The following is a 25,982-nucleotide window of genomic DNA, read 5'->3' as shown; positions in this document are numbered from 1 at the left end:
GTCGTAGGCCATTTCGGGCAGGGAATCCATAATCTTGTATTCCTCCAAAGCTGCTAAGCGTTCGGATTCATTGCTGGGAATGGCTGGTTGAATCATGGCGGATTAGTAGAGGTGGCAAATTAATCAGTGCCAGAGCACTAGGCGCTGGTCATCTGATGGACACAAATATACAGGGTATGCAGGATTGAGGTGTGCAATAAACGATAACCCGTCCGTAAACAGACGGGCTTGTGAACTCATTAACAAAAATACAGAGTGTGACGCATAGCAGAAAACCTGAATCAATATCTCCCTACGGCCTGTAGCAACCTGAACCAATGGCTGAGGTCAGTAACTAACCAAACGATCTAACCTGAAAGTTCATTTCATTAGATACTGGCTATTTTAAGATACGTACTGAGCCGTTGATAACGATTCAAGGCGGGAACATTTAAAAAAAGCAAGTTATTTTCATTAACGATGGTATAGCGAGGTTGCATTCGAATGTTAAAAGCCCGTTTGGTGACCTGATAACCGTCGCCTTTAAACCGGTAACTAAACTGCTGGGGAAGTTTGGAACGGGAATGGGTATTGACCCATTTATGATGCTTTTCGTCCGGATCAGAGGATAACATCAGGTAGGTAATTTGGGAGGTAAGTTCCGAATGGGCGAAGTCTTCGTAAAATTTAAAATCATCCATGCAAGGCTTACATTCAGATTCCCAGAAGTTTACGTAGACAAAAGGCGTTTTTACCTGTTTCAATACTTCGCCCAACTGGAATTCCTTACCGTTAATATCCGTCAAGAGTAAATTTTTAACCGAATCCGTAAAGGGAACTTCCGCGGGAATCCCATTATCGATTTGGTGCAGTAATGAGGTAAACCGTTCATCGTGGACCTGATTGTAGAGGTACGAAAGATTTTTACGCGTTCGCTTAAATTCTTCCGGATTCTTGATACCCCAGAGGGTGCGGCGATGCTCAAGAATAACGCCGTAATACAAATACTCGCGGTTACGACCGGTATACTGGTGATCGATCAGCTGAATGACCTCATCCAGATTCCTTGGAGCAAGTACCTGGAAGGTGTACGCGGATAAACTGTAATAATAATCAGGCAAACCGCTGTACAGGGTATCTGTATTCCAGGGAAAATCTTTCAAATCCTGTAAATATTCCGCGGGATACGATTTAAAAGTACCATCGTCTTCCATCGGCAGGTGGCTCATCAACGCACTTAAATACTGGTATTTGTTGTTCATTTTTAACCATTGCTGAAAGTTGGGTGACAAGGCTTGCCCGGCGTAGTGATCCACGGCAGAATCGGCCCTGACTCGCTGATTCATCAGGGATTGCTTTTGGGCTAAAAGGCTCTTAACACCCTTGCTTTCAGAAAGACTGGGTGGGGGAGGGACGGGAGCAAGGGTTGTGTCACTAAAATACAGGTAATTGCCCGGAAAGTCAGCCTGAACCTCCCACAGAACCCGTTCGAAGCCTGCGTAGGGTTTTTGAATGGTAATGGCCAGATCTACCGTTTCGCCCGGCGTTACGTACGCTTCCCGACCTAAAATTTTCAAAACTTTGGGAGCATCCAGATCGAATTGAATCAGAAAATTACCTTCCTGATCTACGCGTCCTTCTGTCAGTAAACGATCCTCTTTAATGTCGTATAAGTGTTCCGTGACAGGAAAATACAGAAGGGGATTTTTAGCAGCCTTGATTTTACCCCGAAGAATTACCCGTCCTTCTTTAAGAGTAGATTCAGTAGAAGATTCTGATGAATGACAGGCGAAACAAAGCCATACAAACAGGGCCAGGAGTCCGGAATACAAACGCATAGAGTCGAAGTTTAGAAGTAGAACGCAGTACGTATCCCGGCATAAGCGATACGTACGCCTGTAAACTACGAACGGATCCCTATAGACGCTAATGTATTGAAAATAATTTTGACTCAAAACGTAACGCACCGGAGCCAGGTAGTAGTAGATAGCGGATTGATCATCAGCTACGAAATAACCCAGTCAATGTGGGTTTCAGTACGTTGGGAAAAGCTAATGAATTCTATTTGAACAGGCAGTTTGGAATGTAAGGTTCGCTCTTTTAGTCACAATTGACCCGCCGCATTTCTGAATAAGAATAATCAATCCATTGCAGGCATTGATCTAAGTAAAAGCGTCAGAAAAACGATTGTATCGGGTAAAAAGTGCATGGATAGGGGTTGGTGTATAGCGGGTGTAGATTCCGATAGGCGTCTGACCTCCAGCCGGGATCGGTTGAAACGGTACGGAATGATACGCGTATCTCGTTGTCAAATGATAGCCAGTTAACCGGAGTGGTCGGTCTTTCGCCGCAATTCCTTCTTTAGTAATAGGATAATTACCGTTCTTTGGTAGCCGTAGCCATGATCGCCTGAATGAATCTTTGCTCGTCCGAACGTATCCGGAAACGAGCCCGGTTTTCGGGCTGAACGATTGATTTGCCTGGCGTACCGGAAAGACCTGAGCGAAACGGAGCGGGCCATTATTCATCGTTACGAATATCCTAGTTGAACCATTCATGCGGATTTTCCTGCTTTTTTCCTGAGTTTGCTGGTGAAGGCGAGTCCTTTGCTGGCTCAAACTACCTCTCTGCTGGTTCTCGACGGATTCTCGCAGTGGCTAAGCGGACATGATGAGCAAACGCAGCAGCTACAGCCCATGCAGGGGCGGCAGGCATTGGTCAGGAAACGGGGACGAGTAGAAGCCTACGTCAAATTTAAGGTGAAAAGCTATGGCGAACTTTCGTTCCCCATCGACCCCCGTACGCCCTGGGGCGAAGAAGCCAGGAAAGTGGATTTAAGCCAGAGCCGGTGGGTGCGAATCCGGTACAGGGCCAATGTGCCGGTGGTAGTACAGTTGCGTCAAACGGGTACGCATGGTGGGGTGCATCCCCATAGTACGCTTCCGGCCTGTTCGCGGTACCGAACATGTACCCTTTATTTTTCAGCATTTACGGGTGGGGAAACGCCGCTTGATCTCACGAATGTAGCTAAATTTAACCTGGCCCTGCTGACCAATGCACCGTCTGACCCGTATGCGGAGTTGAGCGTACGGAGTTTTGAAATTGATCGCTATACCCCATAATGGTTGCCAGGCTAAACCGTTTAAGGAGAGATACGTCGAAGTAATACCGATACTACCCTACAAAGAGGGCTCCGCTAATGCCCTCACTGACGTGAGGAAAGACCTGATCATTCATGCGTATGAACCGCCCAATACTCAATCCCCCAATGTATGACTACCCCTTACCTCTCTGACTTTGCCGATTCGCTGCATCCTACCACGCGAAGGACTATCAGAGCCTGATTGAATCCTTCGCCCAGGCCTGCTGGGAGACCGATGCTCAGGGTGTGGTCGTCAGTGATTCACCCAGCTGGCGGGCCTATACGGGCCAGAGTCTGGAAGACTGGCTGGGCGAGGGCTGGATTACCGCGGTCCATCCTCACGATCAGCCCTATGCCCTTCAACAATGGAAGGATGCCGTGGCACAGAATAGATCCGTTGACGCTGAATTCCGCCTGAAGCGACCCGACGGAGGCTGGCGTTGGACCAACGTACGGGCCACCCGGATTTTTAACACCGATGGTACCGTAAAAAAGTGGCTGGGTGTCAATATCGACATCAATGAAAAAAAGGAGATCGAACACCAGCATCTGCAACTGATGCAGGAGATTGCCCAGCAGGCCACCAATAAGTATCAGAAGCTATTCAATTCCATGGAGGAGGGCTTTGAAATACTGGAACTGATTCGGGACGACACGGGCAAAGGAATCGATTTTCGGTTTCTGGAAATTAATCCTGCCTTTGAACGACTGGTTGGCTTACCCATCGAACAGGCTCTGGGCCATACCTGTCGCGAGTTGTTTCCTACGGTAGATGACTGGTGGATTGAAGCGTACAGTCGGGTTGTGGATACCGGGCAGGCCGCTCAGATTGAACACTATTTCAAAGAGACCAGCCGCTGGTACAAAGTTTCCGTGTACGCCACGGAAGGTGATCAGTTCGCTCTGGTGTATACCGACATTACCGAGCAGAAAAAAGCCGAAGCTGCCCTGCGGGATAGTGAGCTACGAAAAGCCTTTTTGCTGCAACTAAGCGATGCCATTCGGGATTTGGCCGAACCCCGGAGCATTCAGCAGGAGGCCATCCGGGTACTCAGACAACACCTGCAGGCCAGCCGGGTTTCGTATACGGAGGCTCTTGCCAATAAAACCCTGGAGGTCATTGCTACGGATTTTGTTCCGGGTGAGCTAGACCTGGCAGGTAAGTGTTTCCCGCTCTCTGATTTTGCCCCGGAAGTAATCGAGGAGTGGACTTCTGGCAAAATGAGTTATCGAACGAATGTGTCTGAGGATGAATACGTTTCTGACGAACAAAAAACCCTGTATGAACGCTTCAACCTCAAGGCCTGGGCGAATATTCCGCTGGTCAAAAAAGGGGAGTTAGTAGCCATGATTACCATTCATTTCCCGGAAGCACATGCCTGGAGTCCTCAGGAACTGGCTCTACTGGAAGAAACGGCTGAACGTACCTGGGCTGCTACCGAACGAGCCAAAGCCGAAGCAACGTCCAGACAGTCGGAGAAGAAATTACGTACCCTGTTTGAATCCATGGAAGAAGGGCTGGCCCTTTGTGAACTCGTTCGTACGCCCGGCGGCGAAGCCGTTGACTTTCGTTTCCTGGAAGTAAATCCGGCGTATGAACGGCACTCGGGCATTCCCAATGAAAAAGTAGTCGGTCGTTTGCGGAGTGAAATCTTACCCGTGATGGACCCCACGGTACCGCTGTACGAACGGGTCGTGCGAACGCAGGAACCCCTGCACATTGAACAGTTTGCTTCATCCGTAGGCCGCTGGTTTGAGGTGCGGGCCGTAGGGTACGGTCCGGAGCGGTTCGCGGTTTTTTCTCCGATATCAGCTTACGTAAAAAAGCGGAAGAAAACCTGCGTAACAGCGAAGAGCGACAAAGCTTTTTACTTAAACTGAACGATACCTTACGACCGCTGACGGACCCGGTTCAAATCGAGGGAGAAGCCTGCCGTTTACTGGGCGAACAGTTACGGGCAGATCGAACCTGCTACGCCCGCATCGAGGTGCCGCTGGAGCGGATACGGGTAGAACGGGATTACATCCGCGGGAAAGGGGCCAGTCTGGTCGGAACGTATACCTTTAGTCTGGTACAGTCCCTGATGGAAGTACTGCAACAGGGGCAGGATTTCTGCTCGAATGACCGGTTACCGGAAACGCATCCGTCCTACGCGGCCATTGCCGTCCAATCTTTTGTAGGGGTTCCACTGATTAAAGCCGGGCAACTGGTTTCCGTGCTGTCAGTGGCCAGTACTAAACCCCGAGCGTGGACCAGCGAAGAACGGGAATTGATCCGGGAAGTGGGCGAGCGTACCTGGGAGGTCGTCGAACGCGTCCGGGTCGAAAAGGCCCTTCGGGATAGCGAAGAACGGTTGCAGTTAGCCTTATCCGCGGGAGAAATCGGAACGTGGCACTATCGGCTGGAGACGAATGACAACATGCTTGACCCCAGTATGAGTCAGCTACTGGGTTTATCTCCCGAAACCCAGATCATTCCGCAACAGACGTTTATTGATGCCGTTTATTCCGATGATCGGGCCATGGTGGAGGAAGAGGTACGGTTATGCCTTTCGCAGGGACGGGAGTTTAACCTGGATTTTCGGATACAATGGCCCGATGGGACCGTCATCTGGTTGAAAGACATGGGTAAAGTAATGCGGGATGAAAACGGCCAGGCCCAATTTGTAACCGGTGCCGCTCTGAACATTACGCAGCGGAAGGAAGCGGAAAAAGCACTCCAGCAGGCGGATCGTCGCAAGGATGAGTTTCTGGCCATGCTGGCCCATGAGCTCCGTAATCCGATGGCGACGATTCGCAATGGCCTGCAAATTCTGTCGCTAAATACTACGGATCATCGGAGACGGGAGGATACGCTGACCATGATGAACCGGCAAACGGACCACCTGGTGCGGCTGGTGGATGATTTACTGGACGTAAGTCGCATCAGTCAGGGTAAAATTGAGTTGAAGAAGGAATCGCTGGATCTGGTTGAACTGGTCACGGAAGTAGCTCAGCTTGTGAGTCCTCAATTCCAGGAGCGTCGTCGCCAGCTACGCCTGAGTCTTCCCGACAGTCCTGTTCGGGTGGAGGCCGATGCTCTGCGACTAAGCCAGGTCATTACGAACTTACTGATGAACGGCGTTCGATACACGAAAGTCGATGGACAGATCGAACTGACACTGAAAACTCAGGAGGACGTGTTCTATGGACAAGCCGTGGTACTCCAGATACGGGATAATGGTATCGGGCTGGCGGCGGATCAGCTGGTGTCGATTTTCGAGGTCTTTGTACAGGTTGACAATTCTGTTGCCCGCTCAGAGGGCGGTCTGGGTCTGGGCCTGACGCTGGTCCGGCGGCTGGTCGAACTACACGAAGGACGCGTCGAAGCATACAGTGCCGGGCTGGGGCTGGGCAGTACGTTCACGATTTATCTGCCCTATTTGCCCACTCCTCCGCCCATTCCTGTCATAGCTCCATCGCCGCCAGATACGGTTCGTTACCGTATTCTGGTCATCGATGATAATCCGGATGCGACCTTAACGCTAGGGATGTTGCTGGAACTGAAAGGCTACGAGGTGTACACGCGGAATAGTGGTCTGGAAGGAATCCAGGCGGCAGAACAGCTACGCCCGGACGTTATTCTGCTCGATATCGGCATGCCCGAACTCGACGGTTACGAAACCTGTCGATTACTCCGAAAACAACTCTGGGGGCAACACCTGTTGCTCATTGCCCTGACGGGTTACGGACAATGGAAAGACAAACGGCGTACGCAGGAGGCCGGTTTCGATGAACATCTGGTGAAACCCGTTAATATGGATCTCCTGATCCAGGTCATTACCAGCCGATTGAAAGAAAATTGAAAACCTGCCCACGGGTGAATGAATCGACTGTGGCAGTCTTCGTATTCCAAGGTTGTAGCAGGATTAGGAAACCCCTGGCTGTTATCGCATACAGCCAGGGGAGTACTTTAAATCTGAAGGGCAACAAACACGGCTCCGGTTTTTTGTTTGTTCTGGGCCGTTTCAAAGGCCTCGTTGATAGCATCCAGTGAAAACCGGTGCGTAATGAGTTTCTCAGCATTGAGTTTGCCTTTGGCGAGTAAATCCAGGCACATCTGCATTTCGGGGTAAATGTCCCAGAATGCGTAACTGGCACTGCAAATAAGTTTTATTTCCGACATCTGGATATGTTGCCATTCCAGCGGGATAGACGTTTTGCCCGCATCAAATCCACCCACAATCACTACTTTCCCCCCGATTCGGGCAAAGGATACGGCCTGAGGCAGCGTCACGGGCATCGAAGGGCCACCCGCACATTCAAAGGCAATATCGACACCCCGGTTTTTCGTAAATTCCATCACTTTGGCGTACCCATCTTCTTTTTCCGTATTCACAACCCGATCTGCTCCCAGCTCCAAAGCCAGTTCCAGCGATGAATCCACAATGTCGAACACGATTACATCCGCTCCACAGGCTTTGGCCAGTTGTAACTGACCCAGGCCAATGGGGCCCGCTCCGATGATGGCGACCTGATCGTTAATTTTGATACCACTCAATTGAATGGCGTGCAGACAGACGGAAAAGGTATCCAGTAACGTTGCTTCCTCAAAACTTACATGATCGGGTAGTGGGTAAAATTTCTTGGCTGGTCCGACCACGTAGGTAGCAAATGCCTGTGAAACCGTATCCATACGAACTTCGTAGAGGTGCGGACATAAATTATACTGCTGAACCCGGCACCATTCGCAGGTATCATCGCCGAGCACGGTCTCAATAACGACCCGATCCCCCGGCTTTACGTGCGTTACTTCCGGACCGACCTCTACCACTTCGCCCGCCATTTCGTGGCCCATAATTCGGCATTCCAGGTGTGGTTCTTCTTTCTTCCAGTGGCGAAGATCCGTACCACAAATGCCCGCAACCCGAATGCGGGCCCGAACCCAATCCGCTTTGGGTAGCTGAGGCGTATCAACTTCTTTTACTTCAAATTCGCCCTGAGCCGTTTTCAGGGCTGCTTTCATCGTAGCATCCATAGGAGTTCTTAAAAAATGTATAGGTGGATAGAAAAACGATTAATAATTGAATGGAAAAGTTTCAGGAATTTTGTGGGCGTCCGTGTTCAGCGGAAGGGGATGCAGAGCCCGGGTACGATCCAGATAGACAAAGGCATCGTACCGCTGATTGACTTTTGTGGATACATAATTCCCAAAACGTTCGCGTTCAGGTTCGTAGACCACGCCAATAGCCCGGTGAGGTAGGGTGACACCGGATGTATTCCGATTAAAAATCAGGAGCCGGTTCAGGTCCGAGTGCTGGTGTAGGGTATGCTCTAGGCTGCCTTCCTGAGCAGCGGGTACGGGCATGATTTCCTCAGGAGCACCCCAGCGTTTGCCCGCTCTCACCGTACCCTGGTAGGAGCTGAATCCCACCGCTTCGGGGTCGTGATCAAAGCTGGGAACCTTACTTCGGATCTGCCGAAGCAGTTGGGTGAGGGGCTCCGGGCAGGATACGCCCGGGAAATAGTGTTCCCGGGCGTACCGCTGCTCATCTTCCCCAAAAGGTTCAAAACAGGCTAACGCTTCGTGGACCAGGCGGGCTGCCACGGGATCGTTTCCTTCGAGATACCCTACCATGGATCCCCACAAGCTGTACACATCCAGTCCATAAAAGCCAGTTTTTTCGGCAGGCGACAGTGTAGTATTATATGTTTTCAGCCAGCTTACCAAGGCGGCTATTTTCCAGTTTCCCCACATCCAGGTAGGCCAGCGTTTGAAGGTTTGCAGGATTTCAACCGGACTTTGAGAGGTATTATCCAGACCTTTGATGTACCGATTGATTCGGTAGCAATCCGGCCAGTCCCCCTCCACAGCTAACAGACGAAAGTTTTTTTCGGCGATTAGACGCTGGGTAATGGCTGTTCGCCAGATGTAATAGTCGTGCGTACCGTGGGAGGCTTCGCCCAGTAATACACAACGAGCCTCCCCAATTCGCTCCAGCAAAGGGTCCAGGTCACGACTGGTCACCAAAGGGTACGATGGTTGAAAAACAGGATTCAAATCGCTGGTACGCATACTTAAGATCGGTTTCGGTGGAAGGAACGCCTCGGCGGTACTGCAAAGCGTTCGTTCTTAAAAACAGAAAATCCACGTGCCACTCTATACGCTTTAAAAATCAGGGGTAGGGGCATACCGTTTTCCCGAATAGAAAAGCATGTACACGCCTAATTTTTGTCAACCGTTTGGTAGAATTAAAGCGGACGCGTATGTTTGTAAAACATACTAACTGGTATTTTATGTCGAAAGCGGCCACGACTCGTTTTATGATCTTGCAAAAGGCTTTTGGACTGATGTACCGCAAGGGCTATCAGGCGACGAGTATCGACGATATCCTCGCTACGACGCAGGTAACCAAGGGTGCTTTTTACTACCATTTCAAAAACAAGGACGAAATGGGACTGGCCGTCATTGCGGAAGTAATGGTACCAGCCATGCAGCAGGCTATGATTGAAGCCTTACGAAATGCAACGGATCCGGTGGAGGATTTGTATACGGTCATGCACCATATGCTGTTGAAAGATCCCTTCTTTATCATTGAATACGGTTGTCCTGCGGTTAATTTCATTGATGAAATGGCCGCCCTGAATCCGGTTTTTCAACAGGCACTGGCGGGGCTTGTGCAGCAGTGGGATCTGGCCATTCAGGAAAGCCTGCGGCAAGGTCAGAATCGACAAATCATTCGCGATGAGGTGAACCCCGCTCAGGTAGCATCATTCATTCTTACCGGTTATAGTGGCGTACGGAATCTGGGTAAGGTCCTGGGAAGGTCGTGTTACGTGATGTATCTCAAAGAATTAAAAAATTACCTACAGGCCCTGCGTTAATTTTTTTCACTAAAAACATACTCAGTAGTATGTTCTATTGTCCCCCTTATGTATCCTGCCTTACTTTTTCTGCATGCCATTTTTCGCTGGCTGGTTCTGTTAAGTCTGATCTACGCGTTGGTTCGTGCCATTCAGGGCTACCGATCCGGGCGATCTTTTACGAAGACGGATGATTCCGTACGTCACTGGACGGCTACCATCGCTCACGTACAACTGCTGATCGGAATAATTCTGTATACGCAGAGTCCGTTGGTGTCTTACTATTTTGGCACTTCTCGGAAAGAGGAGCTTGCCGAACCTTTCTTTTTCAGCATTATTCATATCGCTTTAATGCTGCTGGCAATCGTGGGTATTACGCTCGGTTCTTCCATCGCAAAACGCAAAACTACCGCTAACGGTAAATTCGGTACGCAGGTTGTATGTTTTGCACTGGCATTACTGCTGATTTTTATTGCCATACCCTGGCCTTTCTCACCTTTAGCGTCTCGTCCTTACTTTAGATCCTTTTAATCATGCAAAATCTATTCAGTAGCAGCGTGGGCCGCCTACGGGTTCTAGGCTTTCTGGAGGGCATTTCCCTGTTAGTTTTGGTACTTGTGGCCGTACCGCTTAAATATTACGCACAAAACCCGGCCTTGACTAAGCTCATAGGGCCCATTCACGGCGGACTGTTTCTACTTTTTGTGATCAATACGCTCAGCGTAGGTATAGAGCAGAACTGGCGATTCAAAACCACCACCTGGAAAGTACTGTTAGCCTGCGTAGTGCCATTCGGAACCTTTTATGTGGACCGGTACATACTAAGCCGTATACCGATGAAATCCTGAGTGGGTAGTATCCCGTTCGTCGCCGGTTATTTGCCGATGAACGGGATGACGTTTATTCCCAATCACTAAGGGCCTTGTTCGACCGCAGGAACGTACGGAGGTCCTGCCAAAGTTCGATGGCACTGGTGTAATCCTCGGGTTTGTCCATAAAGCCCTGGGCTCCGCGGGCGTAGGCCCGATCCATGAGCTTGTCGGTACCAAACATGGAAAACATCAGGACGGGAATGTCCTTCCAGGCATCATTTTTCTTGAGTAAATCCAGCAATTGTAACCCATTAAGACCGGGCAATTCATAATCCGAAAGAATCAGATTTGGCGTTTCTTCACTAAGGTAAGTAAGGGCATTTTCGGCTGAATCTGCAAACACACAATCACAGGAGATACGGCTTTTTTCGTGCCCTAGAGCTAATAAAGACTGATATTCTTTGTTGTCTTCAACGATCAACACTACTTGTTTCTCCTTACTTTTCATCTCAATGCGTTTCGGCGGTGTATTACGTTTCAAACATGCTGTTTGAACTGCAAAAATGCTGGAAATGTTTTTGATTTCATCCTGAAAAAGGCACCCTAACCTATACTTCACAAACAAAGTCCTGAGGATTAGAATACTAATGCTTATATTTATTTTTAGGATTGTACGAAAGGCTCCTGAATAGCCCAGAACCGTGCTTTGACTTACGGTAAGAAATGCACGGGAACAAACGTGAAGTAGTCCCTGCCATATATTACCCGGTATATTGCAGAGGTTTCAATGATCCTTTGACCCGGTATACCCTATGGAATCTCTGGCTGTTTATCTCCATGCTCAACAAAATGCCTTACTTGAGCATTGGCGTGTCAGTTGTGATACCCAGCGGTCCGAAACCCGGTATCTCGCTCACGAAGTAGCTCAGAATTGCGTACGACAGCTGCTGGGGCGTTTACTGGAACAGCCGGTTTCAATGAACACTTTCCGGATGGCGGCAGATCTGGGTCGGTATGGCTACCAGCAGGGGTATTCCCTACGGAAGGTACTGAAGGAAATGGCCTGCCTGCGAAAAGCCGTCCGCCAGATGATTTATGGGTATGGGCAACAGTACAACAGGCCGATGGAGGCAAGCCATGAGCAGATCAGTACGTTTTTTGACGAGGTAATCGAAGAGATTACCGAACAGTATACAGCCTTACAGACGGAAGTGCAGCAGCGGCAGATGCAGGAGGCCCAGCAAACCCTCAGTTGGCTAAACCAACTGGAACAGGAACGTAGTGAATTCATGCGGACTACCACCCATGATTTACGCGGTAGCCTGGGGATGGTGGAAGGAGCGGCTTCGCTGATTAGCGAGGCAGACCGAACGCCTGAACAGCGGCAACAGATTTTACAGATCCTGCACCGTAATCTGGAGAACGTTCATACGTTAGTGGAAGGTATTACGGAATTAGCCCGCCTTAAAACACTGAAAGAAACGCCCGAACGCTTCGACGCGGCGGCTCTCCTCCAACACATCATCGAACGAACCCGACCCAAGGCCCTGGCTCGGGGACTGACGCTACTGGCCAGTGGCCTGGAACAGTTGTACGTATGGACCGATGCCCAACAGGCCGAGCGGCTGATTCAAACCTTGCTGGTGTATCTGATTCGGCAAACTCCGGAAGGCTCCCAGCGGGCGGGTAAAATGACGGTATCCTGGGATATCCGGGATGAATCGGTCTGGGTAGTTACGATTCAGGATACCACGCCGGTTCAGCCCCTCAGACTCGCTCATTTCCAGCGACTTTCCCAGGAGTTACAACCGAAACAAAGCGACCGTTCCGAACACACCATCAGCGAAAATCTGCCCTTATTTTTAATGAAACATCTGAGTCAATCCATTGGAGCCCGGCTGTACGTAAACCCGGTCGGCGATGGGAGCGTCCGGTACGAAATTCATTTTATGGGAACCATGCCCAGCCTGGCGGAGGTGACGGCATAAAATCGCTCAGGGCATCTTTTCGTAGCGGTACCAGCCAAAACTACGGGGTGTAGGTAACTGAAAGGCGACTTTAGCCTCTGTACCCACTTGCGTACGAAAACTCTTGCCTTCGCCAGCCAGTAGGGTGAACGAGTAACGCCCCGGACGGAGCTTCATCAGTGAAAAAACACCCTGGCTTTGCGGATGATTTTCCCGGAAAACCAGCACGTAGCCCACATTTGGTGAATCGGGCAGGGATTGAAAACCCGTCCAGCTCGTACCCGTCGGCGTATCGCCCACCGGAAAGATGGCACCCCGGTGCCAGTCACGACTGTGTTTTCGGTAAACGCTGATCAATTCTGACAGTGTAAAGGCCTCCTCGGGTAAATTACGGGCTTCCATCCAGGCCAGCGGCTGGCCGGGCATCGTCACGGCAAAGAGATAGTCGAAGGAATACCGACCCGGACTATACGGATCGTCTTTGGGATATTTATCCGTGTTTCGCCACTTGTTTAGAAATTCAATCTGCAGGCGTTGCGGGGGTACATACCGCGAAAGCATCCACAAATTTCGCAGCGTATAGTGAGGATAGTAATTAGCCCAGTCGGTGTATCGATTTTCCAGAAACAGATTTCCGTATTCGTAGAAATAGTGATAGCCAAACCGTCGTCCTGCGGTAACGTCCAGATTGAACAAGGCCTTTCCCTGCGTAACCTGCATGACGGTATCGAGCATTTTTCGAAAGTTAAGTTCCGCCTGCTTGTCGGCAATCCGGACGCCATCAATCTTCCACATGTGAATGCCGTAAGTGCGGTACTGATCGATGAGTACCGACGCGTCTTTATCCCAGTACTTAAAGCTGCTGTCTATGCTCGGATTAAACCAGGTCGAAAGGGAAATTCCGGCTTTCTCGGCATCCTGCCGGAGTGACGTAAAACCGTTGGGAAATTTGGCGGGGTCGGGTCGCCAGTAATCCGGCTTTTGCCAGATGTTGGTAAAACTGCCCCCTTGGAAGGCGGAGTTGGCACTCTTGCCCTGCTGCCAGCCATCGTCCAGCTGAAAATGCGTAATGCCCAGCCGGGCGGCCCGTTTCAATTCCTCCCGTACGAAGGATTCGTTGATGTTTTTGTCCTGTCCGCGGTCGCCCCAGGTATTGAGCAGAATCATTTCATCCGCGGGCGACTGCCGAAGCTGACGCTGATACGAACGAAGAGCCAACAGGGCTCCGGTTTCCGTACCATCACTAAGGCCGAGTACTACGCTGTAACCGCGTACCCAGATATCGGGACGTAGATCCTGCGGTGCAATACCCAATCCAGCCACCTTCACTTCGTTGGTTTTCAGGGTAAAATCAAAACCCGGATACGCCAATTGTACCCCAGATACGGGAGCCTCTTTCAGAAAAAACCAGCCCGTCGGCTGACCGACTTCCTGAAAAAACAGCAGATTGCCCCGTAAGCGTACTTCCTGACGATAGGCCAGGCGAGGATACTCCTGTACGAGGGTATTATTCTGATCCGTAGCATCGAAGAACTCGACCGCCTTGGCCTGTACGTGCAGACTCGGGAGCGTCAGTCGATCCATGAAAGCAGCCTGGGCCTGTCCGGCTTGCTGGGCCGCCTGCGATTCGATGTTCCGCAGGTCATAGGCATTTGCTTCGCCTCGTTGCTCGGCGAATGGTAGATGGCCCTTGAGGTAATAATCGCAGGCAATGGCCGGGCAATCCGGATAAATGCGGAAGACGCGTTTCAGCCACAAATCACCCAGGGGTGTCAGTACCTCCGCCTGTACGTACGCTGGCGTAGTGGCCGTAGCCGCGACGTTTTTATGGGTAAAACTTCCCTGAACCGAAGCCGAAACCATAGTATTCGGGAAAGAAAAATCAGGATGCTGACTGTTCAGATTCCAGCGTTTGTTCCGGGCTTTGTCGATGACGGCCACCGTACGCAACTGCCCCTGATTGAACAGATACAGGCGTTCGATGAAGGCATTCCCCAATCGTAACGTATCACCTACCAACTCAGCCCGGCAGGAAGTCAGCGACGATTGAGCGGAGGTTACTAAGGAAACCAGTACTAAACCTAAACTAAGTCCAATGCGTAAGCTCATAAAAATACGAAAGCCGGGCAGGTTCACTGCCCGGCCCATTTAATTAATACCCCGGATTTTGTTTGATTTTGTCGCGATTGATGTCAATCTGAGCCTGCGGAACCGGGAAAACGAGATTGTTTTCCGTCAGTGTATTCACCAGTCGAATCTGATCTTTTTTGCTGTTTAGGACCGAAATGGCCCGCCCCGTCCGTACCAGATCAAACCAGCGGTGCCCTTCAAAAGCCAGTTCTATGCGTCGTTCCTGTTCGATGGCCAGCCGGAATGCCGCCTGATCGGGAACATCAGCGATGGTTTTAGCTTTTAATCCGGCACGCGTACGAATGCGGTTGAGATAGGTGAGTGCTTCGGGCTGATAAGAAACTTCGTTCAAAGCCTCCGCGTACATCAGCAAAACATCGGCGTAGCGAATCAGGGGAATGTTGTTGCCATTATCGCCCCGAGTAACGGGTACGTCGTAGTACTTCTTCACAAAATTTGCCGGAATAGTCTGACCGCTGGCGTTCACGTAAGAAGTGGCCAGTGAAACGTCTTTCCGTACATCACCCACTTCGTAGGCGGCAATCAGGTCCGCCGAGGGCTGATTATTTCCCGAACCACCAAAGGCAATGACTGCATTACCGGAGTTCTCCGGGGCGAAGTCATTGGGCCAGGGGTTGCCTTCCCCGGCTCCGCCCGATTTATACTGCACATCGAAGACCGACTCTTTATTGTTTTTATTGCCGACCCTAAACACCTCGGCGTACGAAGGGAGCAGGTCATAGACATTTAAATCGATTACTTCTTTCAGTTTAGACGCCGCTGGTGCGTACTTCCGCTGCGTCAGATAGACCTTTCCCAAAAGAGCTTTGGCGGCTCCCCGGGTAACCCGACCCAGGTCGGCAGCCGCGTACGAAACGGGTAATACACCTTCGGCTTCGCTCAGGTCTTTTTCAATCTGGGCGTACACTTCGGTTCGGGGCGAACGACCGTACGCATAGCCTTCATCCGGCGTAGTCATCGATTTGAGTACCAGCGGTACATCGCCGAACGTCCGAACCAGATTGAAGTACACGTGAGCCCGTAAGGCTTTTACTTCGGCGATGTAGCGGCCCTTCAGTGTCTCGTCCATACTGACGGCGTTAATGCGGTCGAGAATGGTATTGTACCGGGCAATGGCGTTGTAGCTGTCATTCCAGCGGCCATTGATGAAAGGATTGGTCGTACGGATGTAAAACCGATCGAACTCATCCTGATCCGTGACGGAACCCGAAGCGGGCGGTACCGTATTGTCCGAAGCTACCTCGCCAAATACGTAACTGTTGCCCGTAATGCCACCCATTTGCAGGGAAGCATAGGCACCGTTAACCGCGATGCGAAAATCTTCGGCAGTCCGGTAAAAATTATCGGTGCTAGCCGAGGAAATGGGTTGTAAATCAATAAAAGAATTCTGGCAGGAAGTAGCTAGTAAGCTAAGGGCCAAGGTAGTATAAACAAGCGATGCTTTCATAAGATCGGTTTGAGAGGTTCGTTAAAAACCAAGATTAAGGCCGATGGTAACCGTACGAGCCAATGGGTAGTAGCCGTAATCGACCCCACCCGTGAGCGGTCCTTCGTAGTTGCTCACTTCAGGGTTGTAGTTAAGGTACTTGGTCCAGGTGTGCAGGTTCTGACCCGAAACGTACAGACGAGCCTGTTCCAGACCAATCCGGTCAAGCCAGGGTTTGGGTAACTGATAACCGATACTCACGTTTTGGATGCGGAGGTACGAACCATCCTCCACCCAGCGGGAAGACACGGCGTTATTATTGCCCGTGGTGCGGGCGTGGCTCGAGGCGTCACGCCATTACCGGGATCATTCGGCGAACGCCAGCGGGAGAGCACCGTCGTAATCTGGTTCGCATTGCCTTCCAGGTTTTCAAAAAACCGCCGACTCAGGTTCAGTACCTGACCGCCCTGCGTTCCCTGTAAGGCAATACTCAGGTCAAAGCCTTTGTAACTGAACGTGTTGGTCAGGCTGTAAATGAAATCGGGCTGGTTGTTGCCGATCAGGGTACGGTCATCCGCCGTGATTTTTCCGTCCTTGTTTACGTCTTCGTACTTCACGTCACCGGGCCGGGACGTTGCATCGTGGGGATAGGCGTCCAGATCGGCCTGATTGTTGAAGATACCGATTTGTCGGTAGCCATAGAAGCTGCCAATGGGAGACCCGATCTGCGTAATGTTGGTTTCGCCGATGCCGCTGGAGCTTTTGATCGGATCACCCGTGGGCCCGAGAGCCAGTACTTTATTCCGGTTAAAGGAAACGTTGGCACTGGTATTCCAGGTCAGGCTTCCCGTTAAATTCCGGGTATTCAGCCCAAATTCCCAGCCCTTGTTTTCCATCTTGCCGATGTTCTTGGTAGCCGTCGTAAAACCGGATACGGAAGGTACGTTTACGGAAAGCAGCAGATCGCGGGTGATACGCTGGTAGTAGTCCACCACCAGATAAATCCGGTTCGAGAAGATACCCAGATCCAGTCCGGCGTCCAACTGCTGGTTTTTCTCCCAGCCCAGCTGCGTATTGGCCAGCGAAGCCGGAACCAGCCCATTCACCAGGTTATTGTTGAAGGAATAATTGTCCGAGTTCAGCGTAGCCACGTACGGGTAGAAATTGTTGAAGGCATTGTTTCCGGAAAGACCGTAACTCAGGCGAAGCTTGGCTTCCGAAAGTTGCGAGACGTTTTTGAGGAAATTTTCCTGATTGATCCGCCAGGCCAGCGAAGCCGCCGGAAACGTTCCCCAGCGATTTTGCGAACCAAAAATGGACGAACCATCGCGACGCACCGACACGTTGGCCAGGTACTTGCCCATGTAACTGTAGTTGACGCGGGCAAAGTAGGAAATCGAAGCATTCTGCCGGGCACTAGAACTCACCCGAGACGTGGCTCCGCCCGCACTGGCGTTCAGCGTTTCGACCAGATCATTCGCGTAGGCACTCGCTGAACCATCGCTGTTTTCGTAGTTCAGCCGCGTCGACTCCATCCCCACCAGTAGGTCCAGACTGTGTACTTCCCGGAACGTTTTGTTATAGTTGACAATCTGGTTGAACAGCCAGCTCATGCTTTGATCCGAGGCAATGGTACCCACGGCCAGGTTGGGTGGCAATAGCTGATTCAGGGGAATACGCGAGGTACGGTAGGCGTTGCGACGGTATCCTGAATACGTAAGGTTCGCCGAGGCCCGGTACTTCAGGTCCTTCAGAAAGGCGTATTCCAGGTAGGAGTTGCCCAGCAGGTTGGTCTGAGTATAGCGACTGTTGTACTCATTAATATTGGCCACCGGATTGGTAATGCCGGGGTAGTTGTACGGAGCGGCCAGGGCCGTCTGCGAGGAGTAGGTGATGCCATCTGCCGCGTAAATAGGTGCAAAAGGCATGGCTGACAGGGCGGAGTTGATGATCCCGTTATCGGCCCAGTGACCGTTCGACTGTACTTCCTGCTGGCTCTTGTACGAGGGATTAAGCGTCAGTCCAACTTTCAGTTTGGGCGTTACGCTGACGTCCACATTGGCCCGAATGGTATAGCGATCCAGGCTTGATTTCTTGATGATACCGTCCTGACTCAAGTAGCCGCCACTCACCAGATACCGCACTTTGTCCGTACCCCCCGAAACACTGAGCTGGTAATTGCTGATGCGGGCCTTCCGGAAAATGAGATCCTGGTAGCGATAGTCCGGCAGGGCCGCTACGGCAGCCGGGTCATCAAAGTTGAGCCAGGGAAATATTTCACCGCGGGGATAACGGTAGCGTAAGTACGAAGAAGGCCGGGCTGGATTGGGGTCATTGATTGAGGCTCCGGGCACATTGTCGAGGTAGGCATTGTTGGAGGCTTCCTTGCCGAACTCGGCAAATTGCTGGGAGGTTAACACGTCCAGCTTTTTGGTCACCTCCTGAACCCCCGTGAAGACGTCCAGGTTCAATCGGGTTTTACCAATTTTTCCCCCTTTAGTGGTCACCAGAATAACCCCGTTGGACCCTTTTGAACCGTAGATAGCAGCCGAGGACGCATCTTTGAGTACGTCGATGCTTTCAATGTCATTGCTATTGAGCAGACTAAACACGTTGGGATCTACAATGTTGCCATCGACTACGATCAGGGGTGTATTACCCGCCGAAATGGAGCCGAAGCCGCGAACTTTGATGGCGGGCGTACTGCCGGGGGTTCCATTATTCTGCTGGACGATCACCCCCGCAATTTTGCCCTGTAAGGCCGTCGCTGCGTTGGAAACGGGCATGTCTTTCAGCTCATTCATGGGTACTGAAGCAATGGCTGCCGTCACATCCGCCCGCCGAACGGTTCCGTACCCAACCACGACTACTTCCGAAAGAGAGGTTTCGTCGCTGAGCAATTGTACGCTCAGTTGCGTTTGAGAACCCACGGGAATTTCCTGTGATTTGTACCCCACGAAGCTAAACAGCAGTACCGCCGACTCATCCGGTACGGCCAGTCGGAAGGTGCCCTGCGGATCGGTTACGGTTCCCCGCTGGGTACCTTTCAGCAATACACTCACGCCCGGAATGGCTTCCCCTTTTTCATCGGTTACGATTCCCGTGATCGTCCGGTCAGCCGTAGTTTCAAAAGGCTGGTTTGGATTGGATGTAGAGGACTGGGACGTCTGCTTCCGTAGCACAATATATTGACCGGAAACCTGGTAGCTAATGTGCAGCGGCGTAAGCAGGCGATCGAGTACCACGTCGAGGCGTTCGTGCTGGGCCTTCAGCGTTACTTTGTTTTCAACCGCAATCACCTGAGGTACGTAGGTAAACTTGATTCGAGCCGCCCGGGATAGTTCATTCAAAACGGCTTTCAGGTCCTGGTTTTCGACGTTTAAAGATACGGGCTGATGCAGTACTTCCTGAGCCAAACCGCTGCGAGCCAGCGAAATACCGGCGAAAGTCACCAGCAGTAGCAAGGGCAGCCCGGTACGCTTGAGGCACTGATACAAAAAGAGAGTCCAACGATTATTCATGCGGAATAGAGGTTTAATGGTTAGCGAGAAAGGCATACCGATCACAGGCACCTGCCGGAAGGAAGGACCAGGAATCGAATGAATGAGAACGTGGGCGAATCGGAGTTTTATAAGAACGGATTCCGATTAAGGGATTGTAAGCCAGGAGTGAAATAGCATCATTAGGTTTTGTTTAGAGCGTTCAACAAGGAGTACTAAAGAGGGGTATTCAACAGCCTTTGGCCGTAATAATGATCTGATTCCCCCAGACTTCGTAGGTAGCCCCGAGCGTCTGACAGATCAGATCCAGCTTCTTGAAAAAGGGTTCGTTGCCCAGCGGAGCCGTTAGTCGGCAATGGTTCAACAGATCGGTATTATAGGTAATGGTTACTCCGTAAGAAGTCTCCAGCGTATGAAAGACCTGAGCGATGGGCGTTTCTTCAAACACGAAGGATTGCGTACCCTCCGGCGATTTGAGTAATAGCGGTGCCCGAACGACGCTCCTGGTGAGTTGCTGACTACTCGTATCAAAGTACACCTGCTGATTGGCCGTTAAGAGGAGCGGATGATCTGAACTGTGAAGTGCGTACACGGCTACTTTCCCACTACGAACCGTTACCTGTACGTTCTGATTTTGCGGCGGGGCCGTAATCCGGAAACTGGTGCCGATCACTTTGGTAATCAGATTTTTAGCAAACACATAAAACGGCTGATTTGGGTTTTTAGCGACTTTGAAAAAGCCCTCGCCGGTCAGATACACTTCCCGCTTCTCTGAAGCAAAGCGACGCGGATACCGAAGCTGGCTTTGGGGCGAAAGCATGACCGTACTGCCATCGTCGAGTTGTACCGTCATCAACTGTTGAGTCGTATTAACTCGATGAATCCAGGTAGACAGTTGGGTACTCCTGCTGCTGAGTTGTTCCGAAGTTGGAGTCTGCGTACGACTGTACCAAAGACCGCCCAGGCTTACACATACTAAAATTACGGCAGCGGCCCACCACACGTACTTACGGCGGTGCGATACAGAAATTTGCACCGGATACGCTTCTGGTTGCGTTTGCTGCTGGATGACTTGCCACATCCGCTCACCCTGTTCGGTACTGGGGCGTGTTTGCGTTTGGTCGAGTGCTGTTAAAAAAGCACGGGCCGAATGAATGGCCTGCGTTTGTTCGGGATGATTCCGGAGAAATTCCTGCCAATACGCGTCCGTTTCAGCCGTGGGCGACTGAATACTTCGGCGAAAAAAATCGTCTTGAATAAATGCTTCAGCAGAAAAGGTAGCGTAGCTAGGCATAGGCCGGATCGAACAACGCAGGATCGGTTTTCCTTCGTTCAATAACCAAGAGCAGCCTGCTAGCCAAATGTCCCCTCGAAAACAGAATTTTTTTTAGTAAGCCCAGAAAACCAGTAACAAACCAGCCATTAGGCTCATCAGTGCCGTCATGACGGGCAGGTGGCCCCGGAGTTGGGTGAGGGCTTTGTAAAGCGTATTGCGGACTGCTTTTTCCGTAATGCCCATGATGAGAGCAATTTCTTCGGTTTTGAAGTTTTCGTAATACCGAAGGGTAATGACTTCCCGTTGCCGGGCAGGCAAATTTTGAAGCAAAGCGGTCAGTCGCCGGATCAGTAGGGCTTCCTGTTCGTGATCGATCCAGGAAGCTTCCATGGCTGGCTCTACCGCATCAAAAGTAAAAGGCAACTGATTTTTTTCCTTTTCGGACAAACGATGAATACTGCGACGAAGCGATCTGAACAGGTAAAATTTCACCGAATCGGCCGCTGAAAGGTTCTCCCGCATTCGCCAGAGATCAATGAACAAATCCTGAATGGCGTCTTCTACCAGCGTTGCCTGGGGAAAGAGTTTATAACCGTAGCTGTACAAGATGGAATAGTACCGCTCGTAAAGTTGAGCAAAGGCCGAACGATCGCCCTGTCGGAGCAAATGCCAGAGTGTATCGTCGGTGATAGGTTCCATAGGTGCGGTTGATTGAGGGTATAAAGTACGTTAAATTATCCTATTAACTGGACGTATAATCATATTTTTCTTTAGCTGTCCTTTGAAATTCTGAACGCTAGGAATAAGAGGCATAGGGAAAAGACTTACCCTGTAAAACGGTTGAAAAAGAAGAGGTTGACCGCCTGAGGAGGGACAATTAGGGGGCATAAAAACGAAACGCCCGCCGGGTTTGTCTGGCGGGCGTTTGCTCTAAAGTGACTGTTTACTCTACATTTCTGGGATCCGTCCCATTTTTGATGAGGTATTCTTTGGGAGGATTCAGGCCCAGCAAATGCTGCACGAAATAGTCCCAACGCCGCCGCATCATGTAATTCGTATAGGCCCCAAAGCCGTGACGGCTGTTGGGAAAAATCACCAGATCGTAATCTTTGTTGGCTTTTTCCAGGGCTTCCACCACCAGCAGAGTATTGTAGGGTGGAACGTTGTCGTCCATCATGCCGTGGGCCAGCATTAGTTTACCTTTGAGGTTTTTGGCGTGAACCTGATTCGCCTGACCTTCGTAGTTCGAAACGCCTTTGGCGTTCTTGGTCTCCAAACCAATGTATCGCTCGCCCCAGTCGTCTTCGTAGTTCCGATTGTCGTGATTACCCGATTCGGAAATACCCACTTTAAAGAAGTCGGGGTATACAAACATTGCACAAGCCGTAGCAAAGCCGCCGCCTGAATGCCCCCAAATGCCTACACGGCTGGTATCCATGTAGGTACGCACCGCCGCGAGCTGTTTGATGGCTGCAATCTGATCAGGCAGGGTATTGTCGGCCATGTTGCCGTAGCTCATATCGTGGAAACGCTTGGATCGTAGCGGATTGCTGGTACCTTCGAGTTCTACCACAATAAAACCTAACTCGGCCAGAGCCTGATTATCCCGCCGCGAAGCCGTAAACGAGAAGTTCCGTACACTACCGCCCTGAGGGCCGGGATAGATGTAATCAATGACGGGGTATTTTTTCGTGGAATCGAGCTTGGTTGGGGTGTACAGAAGTCCGTACACGTCCGTTTTGCCGTCGTGTGCTTTGACGGAGAAAGGAATGGGCGGTTTCCAGCCCGTTGCCTGCAGGCGGCTCAAGTCCGTTTTTTCCAGCGTTGCTACGAGCTTACCCGTATTCGAACGAAGTACCATAATTGGAGGTACATCCGGTTCTGAATACGTATCGACGAAATACGCTCCCGACGGCGAGAGGGTCGTCAGGTGTTTACCCCGTTCGGGCGTGAGTAACGTCAGCTTCTTGCCATCCAGACCGATTTTATAGAGGTGCGAATAGTACGGATTGCCGGGTTCTTTGCCATTGGCCATGAAGTAGATGACCCGGTTTTTTTCGTCCACACTCAGTACGTCGGTTACCAGCCATTCGCCTTTGGTAATCTGCTGTTTTAGTTGACCGCTGGTGGCATCGTAGAGGTATAGATGGCCCCAGTCGTCCCGCTCGGAGTACCAGATGATTTCGTTGGTTTTGGGTAAGTACCGCCAGCTGATGCCTTCGTGGCCGGACTCAAATTGCGTTGGAGACGTTTCCTGGAAAATTTCCCGAACCTGTCCCGTCGTCGCATCGGCCATTCGAATTTTTTCCTGCTTATGATCGCGGGAGGTGGACACGAAAAGCAGTTGCGTAGCATCGTCGTTCCAGGCGACATCACTGAGTTTACCCATGGATGAAATATCGTCGCCCAGGGTAGAGCGGTGCGGATCCGGAGCTACCTGTAAGCGAATGACTTTCGGATTCTCAACCTCGATGACGACGCGGTGCAGCATCGCTACGGCACTATCACCGGGGAGTGGATATTTCCACTGTTCCAGCGTGGGATGACCTACGTTGGTGATGGCTAGGTACATTTCACCCACTTTTCGTTCGTCCTGTTGAAAGGTGGCGATTTTTTTGGAATCGGGTGACCAGAGCAGAATGGCCCGGTCGCTGTGCTTCCAGCCCGCGTTATCGGTGGCGTAACCGAAATCTTTGATACCATCGGTCGTCAGCTGAGTAAGCTGATTCGTCGCCAGATCCCGTACCCAGAGGTTGTAATCTTTAATGAATGCCGCTTTTTTTCCATCGGGGGAAAGGGACTCATTACGGCGGGCTTTCGCCTTCTCTTTCGCCGTGGTAAGCTGACCGCTGGTCAAATCGTATTGCCAGGATTTACCACCGGACGCAAACAGAATCGCTTTTTCGTCGGGCGTGAACGTTACTTCCTGAAACGGCAGTCGTTGGGCCGTATACGTTTTGCCCGTGGCGGAAGACAACGCCTCCGCGACTTTCTGATGATTGAACGCTGGTAAACGCGTCGCCTTGGCTGGATCGACCAGAATGAATTCACTGCCTTGGGGCGTAAGGGTGCGGTAAACGAAGCGGTCTTTTGCCAACCATACGGGTCGACTGGCGGTATGATCAATGTACTGCTGTGTGGTGGAGGCCAGCATACGCTCGGCCCGGGCGTAATCCTGGGCCGATAGGGAAGGGGTTTGCTGAGCCCACACCGTACCCGTCAATACAGTTGAAAGCACAAATGTACTCCAAGCGTTCATAGAAAGGGGTTCTGGTTAAGGATGCTTTATATGGGAAAATGATCGTGTAAAATACGGCATTTTCAGCACATCCAGGCCTGATTAATAGACTTGGCCTGAATTAAAATCGACCCTTTTAACGGACGCTTGGATCTTTCGTCTACACGACGAGAAGATACGAAGGTCTGAAACCAGTATAGCTGTATAGAACAAAACCCTTTGCAAACCCGCTCTTGTACGGACATCGCAGGTACAGAATCCGTCATCTGACCGGCACGATTACCCAGTAGGAGTCTTCACAAAGCGATCACTCGGTCTTCCCCTTAAACGTCGCATAAATCGCCATGGCGTGGCCGTGTCCCAGCTCAAATTCTTCCTTCAGCCAATTCGTGATAGCGGTGGCTTTTATAGCAGGATTGAGTACTCCATCTATCATAAAGTTTTTCGCTTCGGCGAGCTTCTTAAAGTCTTCCGGGGACTTACCCGTTTTGGCTTTGATGTTGTCAAGATACGCTTGGAAAGACATAGGATCTGTGTTGGTTAGAGGTCAAGTAAAAAAGTAACTGGTCAACGAAGACAGTGACCGCACGCTCATCAGGAACATTCCTTACAGCCGCCCACTGCCTTTAATTCAAGTTCATTTTCTTAAACTCAAAAGGTTTCAAACCCACCTGTTTCTTGAAAAGCCGGGTGAAGTACGAAACGTTTTCGAAACCTAACTGATAAGCCACAGAGGCAATGTTCTGATCCTCGGCCAGCAAGCGGTTTTTCGCTTCGGAAATCAAAAAGAGGTGGATCAAATCCATGGCGGTTTTGCCCGTTTCCTGCTTGAGCAAATCACTCAGGTAACGCGGAGAAACGTTTAGGGTATCTGCCATGGCGTTGACCGAGGGAAGCCCCTTTTCCTGCAAAGTCCCCGCTTCCAGGTACTGTGTCAAAACCCGGTTGAATTTAGAAATCATTTTCCCCGAAAGCTCCGTCCGATTGATGAACTGCCGTTTATAAAACCGCTGAGCGTACATCAGAATGGAAGCCAGGTGGCTCAGCATAATTTCCCGGCTGTACTCGTCCGGATTATTGGTGTATTCGGTACTGATCTTTTCGTGCAGGCTCCAGATGAGTTCTTCTTCTTTCGGCGACAGGTGCAGGGCTTCGTTGACCTCGTAATCAAAGAAACCGTACTTCTGGATCGTATGATGCAACTCATGTCCATTCAGAAAATCTTCGTGAATAAAAATCATAAAGCCTTTTTCTTCAAGCTCCAGATCCCGCATTTCAATAATCTGCCGGGGCTTGACGAACATCATCGACCCATTGCTGTGATCGTACTGCGTGCGTCCGTACCGAATCACGCCCGCTTTTAACTTTTTGAAGCCAATCAGGTACGCATCGCTGGTAAACTCCCGGTCGCCCAGCGGACAATCCCGGTTGCAATTCGCCAGACTCAGTAGCGGATGTTCCGGCGGAGGCCAGCCATTCGCCCGGTGCAGGTCACTCAGGGTTTTAAAATGTTTCATCGCTTCAAGATACGCGTTTAAAGTTTAGTTAGGTAGTATGAATTTAAGGGAAACCTTATCTCCGAGGCAAACAACCATTTTTTGACAAAGGTACCGGTCCGCGGTCGGGCAGGACTAACTCATTTCCCGGA

Annotated in this window: 20 protein-coding genes; 7 read left to right on the top strand and 13 right to left on the bottom strand. The window is 50.8% G+C overall.

Annotation, left to right across the window (positions count from 1 at the left end; translation table 11 throughout):
* Nucleotides 1-368: 368 nt before the first annotated feature.
* Nucleotides 369-1,817 carry a peroxiredoxin gene (locus BWI93_RS13920; protein ID WP_094812286.1) on the bottom strand — a complete coding sequence of 483 codons (1,449 nt, stop codon included), beginning with the start codon at nt 1,815-1,817 and terminating at the stop codon, nt 369-371.
* 753 nt (nt 1,818-2,570) lie between these two features.
* Here BWI93_RS13920 and BWI93_RS13915 point away from each other — a divergent pair.
* The 3 genes from BWI93_RS13915 (at nt 2,571) to BWI93_RS13905 (ending at nt 6,966) form a co-directional block, all read left to right on the top strand.
* The gene (locus BWI93_RS13915; protein ID WP_141217462.1) at nt 2,571-3,101 is read left to right on the top strand and encodes a hypothetical protein; all 531 of its coding nucleotides are present in this window, start codon (nt 2,571-2,573) and stop codon (nt 3,099-3,101) included.
* 218 nt (nt 3,102-3,319) lie between these two features.
* Nucleotides 3,320-5,002 (top strand): PAS domain S-box protein, encoded by a 1,683-nt coding sequence (locus BWI93_RS13910; RefSeq protein WP_255157874.1) that lies wholly within the window; start codon nt 3,320-3,322, stop codon nt 5,000-5,002.
* Nucleotides 4,930-6,966 carry an ATP-binding protein gene (locus tag BWI93_RS13905; RefSeq protein ID WP_369679156.1) on the top strand — a complete coding sequence of 679 codons (2,037 nt, stop codon included), beginning with the start codon at nt 4,930-4,932 and terminating at the stop codon, nt 6,964-6,966. The genes BWI93_RS13910 and BWI93_RS13905 overlap by 73 nt, the downstream gene beginning before the upstream one ends.
* Before the next feature lie 107 nt (nt 6,967-7,073).
* Here BWI93_RS13905 and BWI93_RS13900 read toward each other — a convergent pair whose 3' ends face one another.
* Both BWI93_RS13900 and BWI93_RS13895 read right to left on the bottom strand, forming a co-directional pair.
* Nucleotides 7,074-8,138, bottom strand: a complete 1,065-nt coding sequence (locus BWI93_RS13900) for a zinc-binding dehydrogenase (protein ID WP_094812278.1) — start codon at nt 8,136-8,138, stop codon at nt 7,074-7,076.
* A 39-nt stretch (nt 8,139-8,177) separates the two neighbouring features.
* The gene (locus tag BWI93_RS13895) at nt 8,178-9,176 is read right to left on the bottom strand and encodes an erythromycin esterase family protein (RefSeq protein WP_094812276.1); all 999 of its coding nucleotides are present in this window, start codon (nt 9,174-9,176) and stop codon (nt 8,178-8,180) included.
* Between the two features lie 191 nt (nt 9,177-9,367).
* Here BWI93_RS13895 and BWI93_RS13890 point away from each other — a divergent pair, with 191 nt between their 5' ends.
* From BWI93_RS13890 to BWI93_RS13880, 3 genes are read left to right on the top strand one after another with little or no spacing between them, the layout of a single operon-like run.
* Nucleotides 9,368-9,985 carry a TetR/AcrR family transcriptional regulator gene (locus BWI93_RS13890; protein ID WP_255157872.1) on the top strand — a complete coding sequence of 206 codons (618 nt, stop codon included), beginning with the start codon at nt 9,368-9,370 and terminating at the stop codon, nt 9,983-9,985.
* 48 nt (nt 9,986-10,033) lie between these two features.
* Nucleotides 10,034-10,495: a hypothetical protein gene (locus tag BWI93_RS13885; RefSeq protein ID WP_094812272.1), complete on the top strand. Its 462-nt coding sequence runs from the start codon at nt 10,034-10,036 to the stop codon at nt 10,493-10,495.
* A 2-nt stretch (nt 10,496-10,497) separates the two neighbouring features.
* Nucleotides 10,498-10,812 carry a DUF3817 domain-containing protein gene (locus BWI93_RS13880; RefSeq protein ID WP_094812270.1) on the top strand — a complete coding sequence of 105 codons (315 nt, stop codon included), beginning with the start codon at nt 10,498-10,500 and terminating at the stop codon, nt 10,810-10,812.
* Nucleotides 10,813-10,864: 52 nt separating this feature from the next.
* Here the strand turns inward: BWI93_RS13880 and BWI93_RS13875 are convergent, their stop codons facing one another.
* Nucleotides 10,865-11,317, bottom strand: a complete 453-nt coding sequence (locus BWI93_RS13875) for a two-component system response regulator (protein WP_141217461.1) — start codon at nt 11,315-11,317, stop codon at nt 10,865-10,867.
* Between the two features lie 271 nt (nt 11,318-11,588).
* On the opposite strand from BWI93_RS13875, the gene BWI93_RS13870 reads away from it, so the two are divergent.
* Nucleotides 11,589-12,764, top strand: coding sequence for a sensor histidine kinase KdpD (locus BWI93_RS13870; RefSeq protein WP_094812266.1), 1,176 nt, complete (start codon nt 11,589-11,591; stop codon nt 12,762-12,764).
* Nucleotides 12,765-12,770: 6 nt separating this feature from the next.
* On the opposite strand, the gene BWI93_RS13865 is transcribed toward BWI93_RS13870, so the two are convergent.
* From BWI93_RS13865 to BWI93_RS13830, 9 genes are all read right to left on the bottom strand, one after another.
* On the bottom strand, nt 12,771-14,891 hold the full coding sequence (locus BWI93_RS13865; protein WP_255157871.1) for an alpha-galactosidase: 2,121 nt from the start codon (nt 14,889-14,891) through the stop codon (nt 12,771-12,773).
* A gap of 4 nt (nt 14,892-14,895) precedes the next feature.
* Entirely contained in the window at nt 14,896-16,341 is a 1,446-nt protein-coding gene (locus BWI93_RS13860) for a RagB/SusD family nutrient uptake outer membrane protein (protein ID WP_094812264.1), read from the bottom strand.
* A 21-nt stretch (nt 16,342-16,362) separates the two neighbouring features.
* The gene (locus BWI93_RS28850) at nt 16,363-16,629 is read right to left on the bottom strand and encodes a hypothetical protein (RefSeq protein WP_255157870.1); all 267 of its coding nucleotides are present in this window, start codon (nt 16,627-16,629) and stop codon (nt 16,363-16,365) included.
* Nucleotides 16,578-19,841 (bottom strand): TonB-dependent receptor, encoded by a 3,264-nt coding sequence (locus tag BWI93_RS13855; protein WP_255157869.1) that lies wholly within the window; start codon nt 19,839-19,841, stop codon nt 16,578-16,580. The genes BWI93_RS28850 and BWI93_RS13855 overlap by 52 nt, the downstream gene beginning before the upstream one ends.
* A gap of 208 nt (nt 19,842-20,049) precedes the next feature.
* On the bottom strand, nt 20,050-21,114 hold the full coding sequence (locus tag BWI93_RS13850) for a FecR family protein (RefSeq protein WP_094812262.1): 1,065 nt from the start codon (nt 21,112-21,114) through the stop codon (nt 20,050-20,052).
* 93 nt (nt 21,115-21,207) lie between these two features.
* Complete coding sequence (locus BWI93_RS13845; protein WP_094812260.1) at nt 21,208-21,795, bottom strand: RNA polymerase sigma factor; 588 nt, start codon at nt 21,793-21,795, stop codon at nt 21,208-21,210.
* Nucleotides 21,796-22,039: 244 nt separating this feature from the next.
* Nucleotides 22,040-24,355, bottom strand: a complete 2,316-nt coding sequence (locus BWI93_RS13840) for a S9 family peptidase (protein WP_094812258.1) — start codon at nt 24,353-24,355, stop codon at nt 22,040-22,042.
* A 286-nt stretch (nt 24,356-24,641) separates the two neighbouring features.
* Entirely contained in the window at nt 24,642-24,860 is a 219-nt protein-coding gene (locus BWI93_RS13835; RefSeq protein WP_094812256.1) for a DUF4287 domain-containing protein, read from the bottom strand.
* A gap of 100 nt (nt 24,861-24,960) precedes the next feature.
* Nucleotides 24,961-25,851 (bottom strand): AraC family transcriptional regulator, encoded by an 891-nt coding sequence (locus BWI93_RS13830; protein ID WP_094812254.1) that lies wholly within the window; start codon nt 25,849-25,851, stop codon nt 24,961-24,963.
* Nucleotides 25,852-25,982 lie beyond the last annotated feature (131 nt).

Origin of the sequence: Siphonobacter sp. BAB-5385, assembly GCF_002261125.1 — a bacterium.
Lineage (GTDB): Bacteria > Bacteroidota > Bacteroidia > Cytophagales > Spirosomataceae > Siphonobacter.
This window is presented reverse-complemented; position numbering and strand designations above follow the sequence as displayed.